This window comes from Sphingomonas sp. NFR15 (genome assembly GCF_900103265.1).
Classification (GTDB): domain Bacteria; phylum Pseudomonadota; class Alphaproteobacteria; order Sphingomonadales; family Sphingomonadaceae; genus Sphingomonas; species Sphingomonas pollutisoli.
This window is the reverse complement of the sequence record NZ_FMWX01000001.1, coordinates 627,054-640,797: the sequence shown is the minus strand read 5'-3', so window position 1 is coordinate 640,797 and position 13,744 is coordinate 627,054. Positions and strand designations below refer to the sequence as shown.

17 protein-coding genes are annotated in these 13,744 nt (G+C 61.0%); 5 read left to right on the top strand and 12 right to left on the bottom strand.

What is annotated here, in order from left to right; genetic code table 11:
- The 9 genes from BLS81_RS02970 to BLS81_RS02935 all read right to left on the bottom strand — a co-directional run bounded on the left by BLS81_RS02970 (position 1) and on the right by BLS81_RS02935 (position 4,741).
- A complete protein-coding gene (locus BLS81_RS02970) occupies positions 1 to 834 on the bottom strand; it encodes an ATP-dependent DNA ligase (protein ID WP_176786997.1) in 834 nt (277 codons plus the stop codon).
- The gene (locus BLS81_RS02965) at positions 831 to 1,886 is read right to left on the bottom strand and encodes a hypothetical protein (RefSeq protein ID WP_093220496.1); all 1,056 of its coding nucleotides are present in this window, start codon (positions 1,884 to 1,886) and stop codon (positions 831 to 833) included. The genes BLS81_RS02970 and BLS81_RS02965 overlap by 4 nt, the downstream gene beginning before the upstream one ends.
- Before the next feature lie 89 nt (positions 1,887 to 1,975).
- A complete protein-coding gene (locus BLS81_RS02960; RefSeq protein WP_093220493.1) occupies positions 1,976 to 2,197 on the bottom strand; it encodes a hypothetical protein in 222 nt (73 codons plus the stop codon).
- Between the two features lie 2 nt (positions 2,198 to 2,199).
- Positions 2,200 to 2,805: a hypothetical protein gene (locus BLS81_RS02955; protein WP_093220490.1), complete on the bottom strand. Its 606-nt coding sequence runs from the start codon at positions 2,803 to 2,805 to the stop codon at positions 2,200 to 2,202.
- 86 nt (positions 2,806 to 2,891) lie between these two features.
- On the bottom strand, positions 2,892 to 3,227 hold the full coding sequence (locus BLS81_RS02950; RefSeq protein ID WP_093220488.1) for a hypothetical protein: 336 nt from the start codon (positions 3,225 to 3,227) through the stop codon (positions 2,892 to 2,894).
- A 3-nt stretch (positions 3,228 to 3,230) separates the two neighbouring features.
- Positions 3,231 to 3,968 (bottom strand): hypothetical protein, encoded by a 738-nt coding sequence (locus BLS81_RS20635; RefSeq protein WP_176786996.1) that lies wholly within the window; start codon positions 3,966 to 3,968, stop codon positions 3,231 to 3,233.
- A 13-nt stretch (positions 3,969 to 3,981) separates the two neighbouring features.
- Positions 3,982 to 4,167 carry a hypothetical protein gene (locus tag BLS81_RS02940; protein ID WP_093220485.1) on the bottom strand — a complete coding sequence of 62 codons (186 nt, stop codon included), beginning with the start codon at positions 4,165 to 4,167 and terminating at the stop codon, positions 3,982 to 3,984.
- Between the two features lie 86 nt (positions 4,168 to 4,253).
- Entirely contained in the window at positions 4,254 to 4,391 is a 138-nt protein-coding gene (locus BLS81_RS20630) for a hypothetical protein (RefSeq protein WP_176786995.1), read from the bottom strand.
- A gap of 101 nt (positions 4,392 to 4,492) precedes the next feature.
- Positions 4,493 to 4,741: a hypothetical protein gene (locus BLS81_RS02935; protein WP_093220482.1), complete on the bottom strand. Its 249-nt coding sequence runs from the start codon at positions 4,739 to 4,741 to the stop codon at positions 4,493 to 4,495.
- Between the two features lie 12 nt (positions 4,742 to 4,753).
- On the opposite strand from BLS81_RS02935, the gene BLS81_RS20625 reads away from it, so the two are divergent.
- Positions 4,754 to 5,008 carry a hypothetical protein gene (locus BLS81_RS20625; protein ID WP_176786994.1) on the top strand — a complete coding sequence of 85 codons (255 nt, stop codon included), beginning with the start codon at positions 4,754 to 4,756 and terminating at the stop codon, positions 5,006 to 5,008.
- Between the two features lie 27 nt (positions 5,009 to 5,035).
- Here BLS81_RS20625 and BLS81_RS20620 read toward each other — a convergent pair whose 3' ends face one another.
- The gene (locus BLS81_RS20620) at positions 5,036 to 5,173 is read right to left on the bottom strand and encodes a hypothetical protein (protein ID WP_176786993.1); all 138 of its coding nucleotides are present in this window, start codon (positions 5,171 to 5,173) and stop codon (positions 5,036 to 5,038) included.
- A gap of 458 nt (positions 5,174 to 5,631) precedes the next feature.
- Between BLS81_RS20620 and BLS81_RS02925 the strand changes: the two genes are divergently transcribed.
- From BLS81_RS02925 to BLS81_RS02920, 3 genes are read left to right on the top strand one after another with little or no spacing between them, the layout of a single operon-like run.
- The gene (locus BLS81_RS02925) at positions 5,632 to 6,888 is read left to right on the top strand and encodes an AAA family ATPase (protein ID WP_176786992.1); all 1,257 of its coding nucleotides are present in this window, start codon (positions 5,632 to 5,634) and stop codon (positions 6,886 to 6,888) included.
- A gap of 5 nt (positions 6,889 to 6,893) precedes the next feature.
- Positions 6,894 to 7,883 carry a hypothetical protein gene (locus BLS81_RS20285; RefSeq protein ID WP_143023275.1) on the top strand — a complete coding sequence of 330 codons (990 nt, stop codon included), beginning with the start codon at positions 6,894 to 6,896 and terminating at the stop codon, positions 7,881 to 7,883.
- Entirely contained in the window at positions 7,876 to 9,540 is a 1,665-nt protein-coding gene (locus tag BLS81_RS02920; RefSeq protein ID WP_093220474.1) for a DUF262 domain-containing protein, read from the top strand. The genes BLS81_RS20285 and BLS81_RS02920 overlap by 8 nt, the downstream gene beginning before the upstream one ends.
- 257 nt (positions 9,541 to 9,797) lie before the next feature.
- On the opposite strand, the gene BLS81_RS02915 is transcribed toward BLS81_RS02920, so the two are convergent.
- Together BLS81_RS02915 and BLS81_RS02910 are read right to left on the bottom strand one after the other, a co-directional pair.
- Positions 9,798 to 10,676 (bottom strand): TIR domain-containing protein, encoded by an 879-nt coding sequence (locus BLS81_RS02915; protein ID WP_143023274.1) that lies wholly within the window; start codon positions 10,674 to 10,676, stop codon positions 9,798 to 9,800.
- Positions 10,677 to 10,764: 88 nt separating this feature from the next.
- Positions 10,765 to 12,729: a DNA cytosine methyltransferase gene (locus tag BLS81_RS02910; RefSeq protein ID WP_093220469.1), complete on the bottom strand. Its 1,965-nt coding sequence runs from the start codon at positions 12,727 to 12,729 to the stop codon at positions 10,765 to 10,767.
- Between the two features lie 337 nt (positions 12,730 to 13,066).
- Here BLS81_RS02910 and BLS81_RS02905 point away from each other — a divergent pair, with 337 nt between their 5' ends.
- The gene (locus BLS81_RS02905; RefSeq protein ID WP_093220467.1) at positions 13,067 to 13,732 is read left to right on the top strand and encodes a protein-L-isoaspartate O-methyltransferase family protein; all 666 of its coding nucleotides are present in this window, start codon (positions 13,067 to 13,069) and stop codon (positions 13,730 to 13,732) included.
- Positions 13,733 to 13,744 lie beyond the last annotated feature (12 nt).

The following is a 13,744-nucleotide window of genomic DNA, read 5'->3' as shown; positions in this document are numbered from 1 at the left end:
CTAGTCCCTTCCTATGCCGACGGCGATTCCTTGCCGCAGCGCGCCCGTGCTACTCCATTCCATCGCCTCAATCGAGACGTGCATTCCCGCGGACGGGGTGGGGCGCAGCTGCGAGGAAACGCGCACCTTCCGGCCTCCGATCTCCACGGAGAGGGCCTTGCCGCCATGCAGAACCTCGCGAACGATACCGCTCAGCGCCAGCTTGCGCTTGACCTTGAGCCAGGAGGTCGATCGCTCGCGTCGGTAGAGGCTGGCGCCATCCTTGAGCATCAGCCCCTCACCACCGCGCGCCCACACCGCCGCCGCAAGATCCTCGACGTCGCGACGGTTTCCCACGGGCAAGGGTAGGACGCGGCGGAGGTGCCGCGGCTCCCAATCGCCTATTGCGGCGGCGATGAAGCGCCTGCGCTCCGTCAACGGCTCCTCGCAGGCATCCGCGCGCCAGTCGTCGAGCGGTACAGCATCGAACAGGTGGAACGTGCCCGTCGCCTTGCGTTTGCCACGGGAGGAGTGCCAGGCAAGCGTATCGAGGAAGCCGCCCGGCTCCTGATACTCTCCATCCACCATCATGCGTTGTCCGAAACGGCGCTCGAGCCTCGCAAGCTCAGCGGCGACGTGCGGAATCTCAAGTCCGGCCCCTTCGCGGCTGTATAGCTGTCCCTCGATCCACGCGCACCGGATGCCGTCGATCTTCTCCTCGGCATCCCATCCCACGGGGAGGGGGCCGCCATCCCACATCCCGGCCAACTGCACGACCTCCGTCGGGCCGGGCACGAAGCGCGGGTTACGCGGCGCGAGCGGCGGCGGCTGGAAGGGGATTATCTCCGCTGTCACGCTGCCGCCTCCGGCCGTTTCCCCGTCATCAGCGCGACGAGCTGGAACGGTTGCGGTTTCCATCCCGCCTGTTCCGCCCGGCGCTGCCAGGTGGAGACATCGCGTTCGAGCTTCACCACGCGCCCGTGCATCTCGTCGACGCCATGGCGCACGGTCGTCTCCGCGCGATCGGCGCGGGTCTGCGCGGCTGCGAGATCAGCCAAGGCGGCGTCATTCTCCCATGCCAGCGTATCAAGGCGCCTGTTCTGCTCAGCGACTCGGGCGCGCAGCTGCTCGCGCTCCTCCCGCATGGCCAGATAGCGACGAACGATTCGTATCCGTGCCTCTCGCGGCAACTTGGGCTCAACTTGCGCGGGCTCTTTTTCCACGGCGGGGGGTGTGTCATTCCCACGGGCGGGGGTGTCCACCTCAAGCGCGTGGAGGAGCAACACATCCACCGCGTTTTCGAGCTTGGCGATACGATCGAGGAGCGCCGCCACAACATCCCCGGCGGGCTGTTCGACCGGCACAGCGGACGGGGCGACGGGCTCGACCGCTCGCTCCACCAACGCGGGATCAGGGGCAGGCGCGGGCATTGGTTCAGCCGCTGGCCCGTGCTGCTGCTCCGCGACGCGCGAATCGCCACGGTGGGCGGCGCAATACGCCGCCATCTCCTCGGCCGACATGCTCAGGGCGCGGCGCGGGTCGAGCGTAGGGCGGCGCTTCGCGGGGCGGGGCTGGCGCACCTTCGCGAGGCCGGTGGCGGCTTGCACCTGATCCGCCCGCAGCGAAATTGCGCCGGCGGGCGATACTGCGACCGGCTGCGACCGGATCACCGCGCCCGAATCGTCGAGCGTTTCCATTGTGACGACATCGGGCACGCCATAGCCGGGCATGGCGACGAGCAACACAGCGCCTTTGCCATAGCTCGACCACACGCCATCAAGGCGGAAGATTGCGCCCTCGGGCACGGTGATGCCGCGCCGGTCTGCCAGCCATTCGAGATACTGGCGGGCGGCAGCGTCCGCATAGGGTGCCGCTTCGCCGGGCTGATGGATCTTCGATTTCTTCATGGTGTCGTGTCCTATGGCCGGCTCATCAGGCGCGGTTCGGCCAGTCCCGCGCGACCCCCGCCCGTTCGCCACGGGCGGGGGTTTCGCCGTCAATCGTCGTGCTTGGTCCAGCCCACGTCGCCGGCCGCGTCGATGGCTGCGATCGCGATTTCTATGTTGCGCTTTGCGTCCCGAAGCTGGGAGCGGGCGTAGCTCGGGTCGCTCAGCTCGCCATGCCCGTTGTAAACGCGGCCGTTGAAATAGCGGATTGCATCCCAAGCCGAGTCCGTGGCGGTGATGATGGTGCGGGTGTGCTCGCGTGCGGTTGCCACGGTTACGCCTCCAACACTTCGCGGGCGATCTGTTCAATTACGGCATCTGCCGCGATCATCTGACCGGTGGTGCACCGCGCCCAAATGGTGAGGCCGGCGACATCGCGGGCTACGCTCTCGCCGGCGGCGGCCAGCTTGTCGGCCATCCAGTCCGAAACTAGCCAGTGCTCATACGCTTCCGAGCCCTGTGGGCGGTCGAGGTCGAGCGAATCGAATGCCGCCCGCCACGCGCCTACCTCTGTTCCGTCGTCGCTAGTGCCGCGATCGTCCTCGTCGCCGTCTTCGTCGGTCGTCACGAAGCACCACACCTTGAACTGGTCACGCTCGACCACGAGCGAGCGAGCCCCGCCGCCAGGCTTGGCGGGCGTATCGAACACCCCAGCTTCGCGCGCAGCGTCGCGGTAGTCGTCCGCGTCCGGCTCGCGCTCGGCCAAACGATAAAGATCGTCCGGATCGATACCGTCGCTACCGTCCCATTCACGCGCGGCGAGCGTGCTTACCAGCGCGGACACGCAATAGCGTACTTCGTTTGCGACCAAGCGGCGGGCGGTCTCCTCGATCTGCGCGCGCTGCTGATCGGCCGTCTTGTTGGCGAATGCGATTTCCATGGGTGCTATCCTAGTCATATGCCCGGCTCATCAGCGGAGGGGCGGGCCATCCCTCCGGACGCGCGGCGCGGGGCCGCGCGTTTCGCCTATTCGTCTTCGTCTTGCGCGCCGCATTCATCGCAGGGGAGGAGCCGCGCTTCGATCGCATCGCGGCACGTCGCGCAGGCGTCCGAATCGGGCTGCTCGATCCACACCCACGCTGCGACCCATGTCCCATTGTTGGCCGGGGACGTGGCGGGTTCGTCGTCGATTTCGATTTCGTCGGTGGCGTACCGGTCGAAAGCTTGCTCCCGCAGACTCGCGTCTGCGATCCCGTCGGCGGCCTTGGTGAGGATACCGATTGCTATGGCGCGGGAAATCTCGTCCCCGGCCATCACCATGTCTTGCAGCTTCCGTAGATCGGGCGTGCTGAGGAAGGCCATCGTTCAGCGCTCCGCTTCGTTGAAAACGACGGCATTTTGCGCGGGGGTGAGCGCGTCGAGTGCAGTTTCGATGAAAGCGTCCGAATCGTGTCCGCAGTCTTCACACGTCTTGGCGTCGTGTGCGCCGGCAAGCACCCAGTCTTGAGCCTCGATATCCCAGCGCGCGGCGGCATCGCAGCACACGTTCGGCGATCCGCACTTAGGGCAGGTGACGACGATCCCGTGCGCGCTACTGATTCGCGGCGCCGGCGCGCCGGCCTCAGCGGCTGGCGGTGGCGGCGCGGGGGGCGCGGGCGGGTTAATCGTCGGCCCGTGCGGGTTTCTCCAATCGACGTTGGCGATGATCCAGCCGGGCACGAAGTCCCAATCGAAGCTTTCCGTGTATTGGCCCGGCGCATTGCCGGTCGGATCGTCAACGGCTTTCCACGCCGCATCTACGGCATCGGTCCAGCCGACGACCGTTAGTCGTAGGTGGCTGGACCCGATGGCGGCGCGGCAGTCGTGGATAGCCTGCGCGCGGATCTGTTCGGGCGTGGAGAGGTCGCCTGCGTCGATCTGCTCGAGGTCGAGCACCGCCTCCCACAGGCAAGCGGCCGTCTCGAGGTGCACCCCGCCATAGATGCCGCCCCGCTTTGCCATGCAGGCCCGGTCAAGCGCGAGGTGCGCCGGATGGGTGAGGGGCTGCGCGAGCGCGGCAATCATGCCGTCATATGCGGCGGCGGCTTCGTTCTGGTAGGCCACGGGCACCACCCCCTTACGCTGCGAGTTTGAGGGCGAGGCGGTAGTGGCGCGCGTTCACGGCGCGACGGATTACCCCGCCGCACCCATCGCCGTAGCGGTGGGCATAGATCACGCCGACGGCTTCCATATGCGTCATGCCGTTGGCACGGCGGATGGCGCGGATCAGGTGGGGGAAAGCGTTCTCGATTGCGTCAAACATTGTCCTAGTCCCTTCGTATGCCCGGCTCGTCAGTGGCGGCGTGGGCTGCTCCGCCAGACGCGCGACCTTGCGCCGCGCGTTTCGCCTTATCCGTGGCGGGGGCGGCGCGCCGGGCGGGCGCCCATGGCGACGGTGGCGATGATTGGCATTGCGATGGGGGCGCGCTTGGTCAGATCGACGCGCTTGATAAGCGACACGGCTGCGGTGTTGGTCTGGGTCGTCATGGTGTCCTAGTCCCTTCATATGAGCAGGCATCATCAGCGGGCGCACGCTCACCGCGCCCGGACGTGCGCGACCCGCTTGCGGCGGGCCGCGACGTTTCGCCTTAGGAGAGGAGCTTTAGGACGGTGGTCGCAACGGCGGCGATCGCCGCGACGATGCCACCGAGGGCTATCGTCTGACGGAGCATGGCGCGTTCAAGCCGGTCACCCAGCTCGGTAAGATCGCGCTTCGTTGCTACGTCTGCCATTGCAACGTCAGCCATAGCACGCGCCACGGCTTCCGCGCCATCCTTACCCAAGGGGGTGCCCTTGAGCGCCTCCGCCAGCGCGAGAGTGTCGAAAGGGGCGGTCACGCTGCGATCTCCATGGCGCACGCGCAATCACGCTCGGTGTTTCCCGTCCACGCGATCCTTAGCCGAGCCGTGCACCACGATCCGTTCGTGTATGTCATGGTGTCAGCATCGGGTTCGATCGCGGTGATTGCGGCGCTATTGGCGCACGCAATGCTCAGCAACTGTCCCTTGGTACGCCGCGGGGTGAATGCCAGGCGTTTCAACATGGCGCCCGTTGCGCGGTCGTATAAGCCGACTTCGTACGATGTCGGTCGGTTGCGCATCTGACGGACGGTACGAGGTGCGTCCATCGTCCTAGGCCCCCTTGCCGCTGAACATGGCTGCGATGGTTGGCACGATGCGGGGCTTGCCCTTGGGGGCGGTATCGCGGCGCGCGGCGGCGAGCATCATATCGGTTGAGGCGATAAGCCGTGCGGTGGTGGTATCGATCATCTTGCGTTCTCCGCTTGGGAGTAGGGGCGAGCACCGGGCCCGCCCCGTTGTCCCTGTCCTAGTCGGCCCGGTCGGGCTCCTATGCCGTGGCGTCACTGCCTCGACGACTTGGATATGGGCGCAGATAATCCATCATTGCAAGTAAAAAGTACGGTAGATCACGGGTCCTAGGTAATAAAAGTGGCGGGCCAAAGCGGTTAAGGGCCCCTTTATTTTGAGGTGCGCGGCGTATTCAATTTTAGGTTAGTCAGATATTGGCATACACGTTGAACCAATGTTGAGGCAATACGCTCAACTTGGTGAGGTATATCGCTTTTTTTATGTTGCTAGTCGTGAGGTCACTTAAGGCTGGTCGGGTATCTAACTGCATGTGCCGCGAGCGCGGGGAGCCACGCCCTATTGGGTGGCGCGTGTCTCGGTTTCTGCATATGTCTCTCTGCCGCACAGAGGGTACATTGATGAGCATTTCCGGCCGCCTCGAGAGTATCGAATTCTCTCGGTATCGCGCTTTTAACAAGGCGCAGACTTTAGAGCTGAGGCCGCTAACGCTTCTGTTCGGTCTGAATAGCGCCGGAAAAAGTGCTGCCCTTCGCCTTCTGCCGATCCTCGCCGGAGCAGCCCAGAGGCGGCAAATGGGGCCACGTGCCACGATCCTAGATTATAAATCTCCCGCACTGCGCGACGCGAGGTTCCAAGACCTTTCGAATAGGAAGGGAGCCTTGGTGCTTACATTTAAGTTGAACTGGGGCGGCATCAGTTATGAGTTTGATATCGCGAGTTTAGGTGAATTGGGCGAGTGCATGTCCAGTTTCAAAATACTTACAAGAGATTCTGGGTTTGAAGGAACAATATTAGACACTAAGATAAAATCATCTTACGATGTAAGAAGCGGAGGTAACGCTACAAAATGGGATTTTCGTGGCCTTGCTCCGGCAAGATGTGACGATCCCGATGATCACCTCGTCTTGTTTCAGCTCAATCATCAGCTAGATTTGTTTGGTAATTCTGTTCATTGGTTAGGCGCTGTAAGGGCAACTGTGCCGCGGTTCTATGAGTTGCTTCCGGGTATGGATGCGAGGGTTCAGTCGGACGGCTCGGGGGTTGCTGAGGTGCTTCGGCTGAGCTTCGAGGCAAAAGATGGTGCCGCAGAGGCTGTGTCTGCTTGGTTGATGAAGACCTGCCAATCCGAGTTGACGTTCGCAAAGACCGATGGAGCGGTCGCGTTCAATCGACAGTTGTATCCGTTCAACTTACTTGGGGCGTCGGGTATGCATGTAGCCGTCAGGGACGTTGGCGAAGGCATTGCGCAAGCTCTACCGGTCGTGACGTTGTGCCATCAGGCGATGTTGGGTCAACTCGGGGTTGCACCTATCCTGGCTTTTGAGCAGCCTGAGTTGCACCTCCATCCCGCAGCTACAGTTCACCTAGCCGACGAGATCATCTCGTGTGTTGAACAGGGCTCAAAAGCTTCGCATGTTATCGAAACCCATTCGGAAAGTATGCTTCTGGCTCTTCAGATCGCGATCGTCGAGAAGCGGCTCAAACCAGAAGATGCTATAGTATATTGGGTGACGAGTGGCCCTGAAGGTTCTGATCTCCGCCCGATAAGATTCGATGAGGAAGGCTTTCCGCATGGTGGCTGGCCACAGGGGGTATTTCGAGAGGCGGTCGACCAGGCGAGGCGTTTGTCCAAGCTAAGAATTTCGGCTCATTGAATAAGATGCGTATCCTGATTCACAGTGAACTAATCGCTGAGGATGCTCATTGGAGAAATCTTGAAGTTCTGCTTGATCGAGCGAGGGAGCTTAAATGCTACGTAGATGCGATAGATCCGGTGGCTGTGAAAAGTAGTGAATGGTTCAATCAGTTATCACAGAGTCGGAAGGTCGACTGGCTCAATGCAACAGATTGGGCTGTTCGTGACGCAGCAGTGTTTCGACTTCGATCGATTGTGGCGACAACGGGACGCAATTTCGATAATATAGATCAAATTCAACTTCCGTTGGACGAGGTTCTCAGGCTGCTGGACCGACCTAAACGGCTTTGGGTCGAGAACGATCGAAATGATCGATATTTTTGGTTGGCTATGATGGCCAGCGACCTGCGTGAGATGTTTCTTGATTTCGAGCGGCGAGGGGTGGTTGAGTTTTCCAGCCGCGGGGGCTTGGACGAACTTCGAGCATCGCTCGAGGCGCAAGTTGCTCGAGGAGCTTCTGGTCCGCTCGACAGTTGGGTGCTATTCGACAGTGACGGAGAGGTTCCAGGCCATCGAAGCGCGAGCGCGAACGCGATGGCGAGTTTTTGCCAAGCTGCCGGTATTTCGCACCATTGCCTCAGTCGAAGAGCAATCGAGAATTATCTTCCGCTCAAGGCATTGTGGAGCTGGGCAGATGGCGCAAAAAGCGACAGGCGACCGATGCGGCGCGCAGCCGTCGACGCGTACAAAAGAATGAATGTCGAGCAGCGCTATCACTATCACCTAAAATCTGGATGGCCAAAGCCAGAATCGCAGCAGGTCAAAGATTTTTATGCGAGCGTTTCGCAGCGCGACAAGATTTCACTGCGAAATGGAATTTCAAATAATATTGCTCAGCAATTTGAGAAGTACCTCGAGCAAATTCGAGGTTGGATAGATGCGGAGGGAATGGATGTTGGTGTGCAGAATACGCTAGAGGCGATCACAGACTGGGTAAGGGTTCCTTATGCGTGACACATTTTCGGCCGACCCAACGGTCGTTTTCCTGACCTCGGTATTGGACGATATCGCGCAAGGTCGCATCCGCGTTCCGCGATTTCAGCGACCGCTCGTCTGGAGTTGGACGCAAAGAAAAGAGTTCTTCGAGAGCATATTCGCTGGCCTGCCGATTGGGGCGCTTATGATATGGGCGACCTCGAATGACGAGGTCGGCTGTTACAGTAGCTTGGGGCCTCACCAACTCCCAACGGATAAGGCGGTGGGTGAAACGCGTTATCTGATGGATGGCGTGCAGCGCATCTCAACGCTCTACGGCGCACTTCGGGCGACCGAGAGTTGGGTGAGTTACGATGATGAGCGCGACATCGAGATGAGGGATTTCGTCGTATACGCAGACCTCGATGTCGAGGACGAGTCTGAGCGTTTCAAACGCCGAGTTGACATTGACCCGAGCGATTTCAAGGCCGATCCGTATCGCTATCTACCAATTAGTATCCTGCTAAATAGCAGGGAACTTTTGAGGTTTCAACGTGGATTAGGGGACGGAAAAGAGAAGCGTATCGATTTGGCAGATGAAGTTGCTTCTGCGTTTCGTGAGTATAAAGTTCCTATCATAACGTTGAACAGTGCAAGTCTGGAAGTTGTTACTAAGAGCTTCGAGCGCGTTAATAGTCGTGGGGCGGATATGAGTGAGTTGCATATGCTCAATGCACTCACTTACTCACCTGTTTTTGATCTGTTGAAACGCGATCAAGACTTACGAAACGAGCTTCTTTCGCCGTTGAGATGGCATAAAATCGACTCAGATATCGTTCTTCGTTGTCTTAAATTGAACCTTGGAGCGGACATTTACAAGACAAATCCTGATGAAGTTAGCAGGAGGTTGAGGGACGATCCGAAGACTCTAGATCTAACTTTCGCAGGGATTGCAAACACCGCGAGATTCTTTCGGAAGAAATTTGGGATAACAGACCCAGCTTTGGTTCCTTATCGCGTCCAAATCGTTGCAATTGCCACGTCGCTTCAACATCGTGAATTTGAAGCATTCGCTGAAGAACTTGTAGACTGGGTTTGGCTCTCGACATACTCCGAGCTGTTCGGTGGTACCGGCCGTCAATCTGAGAGTGCGATAACCGATCTTCGCAATTTTGTGATGGTAGGCGCTTTTGAATGGTCTCTTCGCGAGCCGCCAGCGGTGAGAAGTATTGCAGAGGTGAAGAGTGATCTTCGCGCCGCTCGAGTTAAGGCGTTGATGTTGGCTCTGGCTAGACGCGCTGATGACACGCACCCAATGTCGGGAACTAATCTTCTTCGAACATTTTCGTCGGACGCCTTCATGTATCTGAAGCTACCGAAAATTGATCGTGGAGATCAAGGCGCTCGGTTTTTGATTGAGCCCACGAGTGCGGCAGAATTTAGAGCGAGGCTAGTGCAAGGAAATATATCGCGGGATGAACGGGAAGCTCATGTCATTTCAGATCACGCGATGGACGTTATCGACTCTGATAACATGAAGGGATTTACTAGGCAGCGATCAAAGGATCTTTTCTTGTTTGAGCAGAACACGATAATTTATCCCGTCGCGATGCGGCTTGGAATCCGTAATTTACGGATACTTCAAAATGGCGACTCCGAAGTGGAGCAGCGGGCAAGTGATTTCGATCGCGAATAAAAGGTGCCATTATTTGGATTGAGCGGCGGCGCCGGGGTGCCTTGATAAGCCAGAGCCATCACGCCGCGACCCTCCCCGCGATGTCCGGCTGGGTGGCCGCCGCTAGCGCGCGGGCGACTGGCGGAGAGACGCTATTGCTGATCGCGCCGGTCTGCTCGCCTATTGTGAGCAGCCTCTCAGCTCACGTACCAGGCAGGGCCTAGGGGGGATGAATTCTGACGCTATACTTTGGCCGTGGAGAAGGCCCACACTAGGGATTAAAAGCTATACGTATCGGGCGCATTCTTAAATAAGATGGTGTCTTGCCCTTCGCGCTCAACGATATAATCCCAGCGCTGCGCGGCGGTTTTGATATATTTCCTGGCTGACCCAGATTCTAATCGTAAGTCGCGATCTACATCCGCGTAGCGTATCACGCGTGTATTGTCGGTAGACGGCCTTGCCCCCATCCAAGATTGTATTAAGGAAAGGCAGTCATTTGGATCTGAGACCAGGTCAGACGCTTCGTCGGTTGAGATCGGTTCATCCGAAACCGAATGTGCTGGAGCTAAGGCGCCGAGTTGCTTCATGCTCTTACGAATGCGGTTACATGCTGGACCGAGGGCAGCAACAAGGTTGCCGTCTTGGCGATTGGGCTCGTACTGTGCCGGCGTGATTCCGAGTAGATCCGTGGGGAGGTGGAGTTCGTCATTCCCTCTGGGAACGACGAGGTAGCATCGCTCTGGTCCGAGCCGCCCTGCGAATAATCCAAGCTCAAAAATGACGTTGTCGCGGACGGTCGCCACCGATCCGCTCCGCATTTCGGTGACGTCGTCCGGCGCGAGGATGAAGATCGCGAAGTCGGTCTCATCCAACTGGTCGACAAGTGAGGCCATCGTGTTACGCGAAGGCAAGAATACGCCCTGAGACCAAACAGTGATCTCGGCGTCGTGCTCCAATCCCTCTTGCACCGCATAGGCGAGATCCAGGTGTTCTACTGACGATGCAACAAAGACGCGTGGTTTCATGCGGCAGAAGTAGGGCATCAAATCGTTGATGTGCAAGGGTTCGATCGATTTTTCCCCGTGTTGCCGACCTTCCATTTCGGTCGCGCCGGCTCCCACGGACGCATTACGCCGTCCTTGCAATTCCAGCACGGGAGACTGTCGCAGGGGGCGGGCGGTTCTGACTGAGCGCCACAGACGCAGGCGACGGGCTGGTACAGCGGTTCGGCGATTGGACCGCTCATGCTGCCATCCTTTGCCGCGCGCGGGGCTGGTTCGCGGCGACGAGGGCGCGGGCGACGGGAGGGCAAACGCTGTTGCCAATCGCGTTGATCTGCTCTGCGATGGTGAGGCGTCGTTCGACCCACTTGCCGCGCAGGAACTTGCGGACGATCGGGTCCAGCACATAATCGGGCGGGAAGCCCTGCGCGTTGGCCAGCTCGCGCGGCTTGAGCATCCGCAGGCCGATGTCGACGATGACGTAGGTTTTCGCGTCGATCGTCACCGTGACGACCGCGAAGCGCGCCTTAGTGGTGATCGTGCCGAGCGGGCGGTCGACGGGCTGGATCTGCGCCCCCTCGTTCTCGCCGTCGGTGGCATAATACTTCACCAAGAAGGCTGCGACCTTCACGGCTCGATCCATCATCTCGGAAGGCAGATCACCTTCCTCCACCATCGTCGTCTGGACGATGCGCTGCTGCGATCCCGTGGTGGTGGCAGTGCTGAGTGGTCGGCGGGCGTCACGTCCTGCGCTGTTGCGGTTTCGCGGACCCCCGTTTGCCTGCTCGAGGTGAGCGGTGACGACGGCGTGATGTTGGCCGCCCGCGCGGATCGTCTTCGCGGGCTGGTGCGCTTCACCGCCGCCGTTCGCCTTGTCGCTGCCGTAAAAGCTAGACAGGAATGCGGTGACATTGGCGAAGCTCGATGCAGTGGTCTGAGTGCGCGTCGGCTCCTCGGCGCTCCATGCGTTGGGCCCTCTGCCGGTCGTCTTGCTATTCGCAGTATTGACGATGATCGGCGCCAGCGACGCAGCAACCGCGTTCTGATGGGCGCCGCCAGCGGTGATCGTATGGGTCGGCTCGTTGCCAGCCGTGAACGGCTTCGCGGCATTGCGGTTCGTCATAACATGCGGCGCGAGCAGCGCCTCGACCATGCCGAGCGGGCTGGCACCAGCCGGTCGGGCCGGTTCCCCGTTCGCCGTGACCGTCGGCATCGGCGCGCCCATGTCGGAGCCGACCGATCCGGTGCGGAACTTGGTAATGTGCGGCGCGACCGTCACGTCCACTGCCGCGAACTCTCCGCCGTTGGCGGTCGTGATGGTGGGTAGCGGCTTCGACACGGCGTTCGTGCGCGGGCTCGACTGCGTATGCGTCACCGGGACTATGAACGGCTCGGCCGCGTTCACCACATAGCGCATGACGCCGTGGGCGATCCGGCGCTTGGTCGCATCGGCGAGTTCCCGCACGCGGTCGAAGATGGACGGGCAGGCGATCGTCCAGTCGATGCACTCGGCGGCGGTGCGGTACGGCAGCAGCTTCCCGCTGCGCACGCCGGTCGAGCCGGGCGCACCGTACGTCGGTTTGGGCCAAACGATCGGCAGACCGTCGCACCGCATCACCATGTAGAGCCGTTTACGGCTCGTGGGTGCGCCATAATCGCACGCCTTGAGCAAACGCCACTGGACGCGGTAGCCGAGCGCGCGGATGGCCTTCACGAAACGCTTGAACTCGCGGCCTTCCTGGCCGGCGATGGGCACGCCGTTGCTATCGAGCGGCGCCGCGTACTCGAACTCCTCGACGTTCTCGAGATAGCCGCACGTCGGGCGCACATCTTTCAGCCAAGCGACGACTTCCCAACACAGGGCGCGGATGCTGCGATCCTTGACCGGACCGCCCTTCGCCTTGCTGAATTCCTTGCAGTCAGGCGAGAACCAGGCGCCGGCGACGCGACGCATCCTCGTGACGGCGAGCGGCCACGCTGCCTTGATATCCTGGCAGTGGTGCTCCGTCTCGGGATGGTTGGCCTTGTGGATCGCGATCGCGGTGGGGCTGTGATTGATCGCGATATCGACCGAGCGGCCTATGGCCTGCTCGATGCCGGTCGATGCGCCGCCACCTCCGGCAAACCCGTCGATGAACAGGCCATCGTCATAGATCGGCGTGAACGCGAGCGCGGCGCTAGCGACGAAACCCGTGAGCGCGGCCATCAGGATGCACCCCGCGCGAATCGGGGGCAGGGCAGGCTGAAACGGGAAAATGCGAGTTTGCAGTCGGTGTCAAAACCCACGGAAAACCGTTGGTGGAACAGACCGGGAAAACTGCCAACTTGTGAGGACTTGCGCCGATTCGAGGAGGCTTTGCAGTCCTCTGCGTCACCACTCCGCCATCGGGCCGGAGGCGGGCATTTGTGCGGAGCGCGCGCGCAAGTCAACCGCGCGTTGCGAAAAATCCGCGCGTGGCTTGGCGGCGCCCTGCCACCACGATACAAGCGGCAATCTCGACAAGTGCATTGCATAAGCAACACAGTTATGCGACAGGGGCGTTATGACTTCGACGGCATCTCAACCGACCTACGAGACCATGCGCCACGCGATGGTCGCGAGCCAATTGCGGCCCAACGCGGTCAACGATCCGCGCGTCGTCGCCGCGATGGACCGCGTGCCGCGCGAGGCGTTCCTGCCCGCTGGCGCCGCCGAGATCGCATATCGCGACACCGCCGTGCCGCTCGGCCACGGCCGTTTCCAGAACGTGCCGATCGCGACCGGCCGGCTGCTCACCGAAGCCTATCTCGAACCGACCGATCGCGTGCTGCTGATCGGTGCGGCGGGCGGCTACACGGCGGCGGTGCTGGCGCAACTCGTCGCCTCGGTGGTCGCGGTCGAGAGTGACGCGACGCTCGCCGCGGACGCTCGCGCCGCGCTCGCCGACTATCCCTCCGTCACCGTGGTGACGGGGCCGCTCGAGGCGGGCCACGCCGCCGGCGCGCCCTATGACGTTCTCGTGATCGACGGCGCGGTCGAGCAGGTACCCGATGCGATCGTCGCGCAGGTCCGCCCCGGCGGCCGTGCCGTCGCCGGCATCAGTGATCGCGGCGTTACCCGGCTCAGCTCGGGCCGGCGCACGGCGGGCGGCTTCGGTCTGGTCGGTTTCGCCGATGTCGAATGCGTACCGCTGCCGGGCTTCGCACGCCCGAAAACCTTCTCCTTCTGACAGGGCTCCCCG

What these genes read in the sequence shown, in the direction of transcription:
- BLS81_RS02965 (WP_093220496.1), bottom strand. Translation starts at nt 1,886, where the DNA reads ATGAAGAAATCGAAGATCCATCAGCCCGGCGAAGCGGCACCCTATGCG.
- BLS81_RS02955 (WP_093220490.1), bottom strand. Translation starts at nt 2,805, where the DNA reads ATGGAAATCGCATTCGCCAACAAGACGGCCGATCAGCAGCGCGCGCAG.
- BLS81_RS02950 (WP_093220488.1), bottom strand. Translation starts at nt 3,227, where the DNA reads ATGGCCTTCCTCAGCACGCCCGATCTACGGAAGCTGCAAGACATGGTG.
- BLS81_RS02940 (WP_093220485.1), bottom strand. Translation starts at nt 4,167, where the DNA reads ATGTTTGACGCAATCGAGAACGCTTTCCCCCACCTGATCCGCGCCATC.
- BLS81_RS20630 (WP_176786995.1), bottom strand. Translation starts at nt 4,391, where the DNA reads ATGACGACCCAGACCAACACCGCAGCCGTGTCGCTTATCAAGCGCGTC.
- BLS81_RS20625 (WP_176786994.1), top strand. Translation starts at nt 4,754, where the DNA reads ATGGCGCACGCGCAATCACGCTCGGTGTTTCCCGTCCACGCGATCCTT.
- BLS81_RS20620 (WP_176786993.1), bottom strand. Translation starts at nt 5,173, where the DNA reads ATGATCGATACCACCACCGCACGGCTTATCGCCTCAACCGATATGATG.
- BLS81_RS02925 (WP_176786992.1), top strand. Translation starts at nt 5,632, where the DNA reads ATGAGCATTTCCGGCCGCCTCGAGAGTATCGAATTCTCTCGGTATCGC.
- BLS81_RS20285 (WP_143023275.1), top strand. Translation starts at nt 6,894, where the DNA reads ATGCGTATCCTGATTCACAGTGAACTAATCGCTGAGGATGCTCATTGG.
- BLS81_RS02920 (WP_093220474.1), top strand. Translation starts at nt 7,876, where the DNA reads ATGCGTGACACATTTTCGGCCGACCCAACGGTCGTTTTCCTGACCTCG.
- BLS81_RS02910 (WP_093220469.1), bottom strand. Translation starts at nt 12,729, where the DNA reads ATGGCCGCGCTCACGGGTTTCGTCGCTAGCGCCGCGCTCGCGTTCACG.
- BLS81_RS02905 (WP_093220467.1), top strand. Translation starts at nt 13,067, where the DNA reads ATGACTTCGACGGCATCTCAACCGACCTACGAGACCATGCGCCACGCG.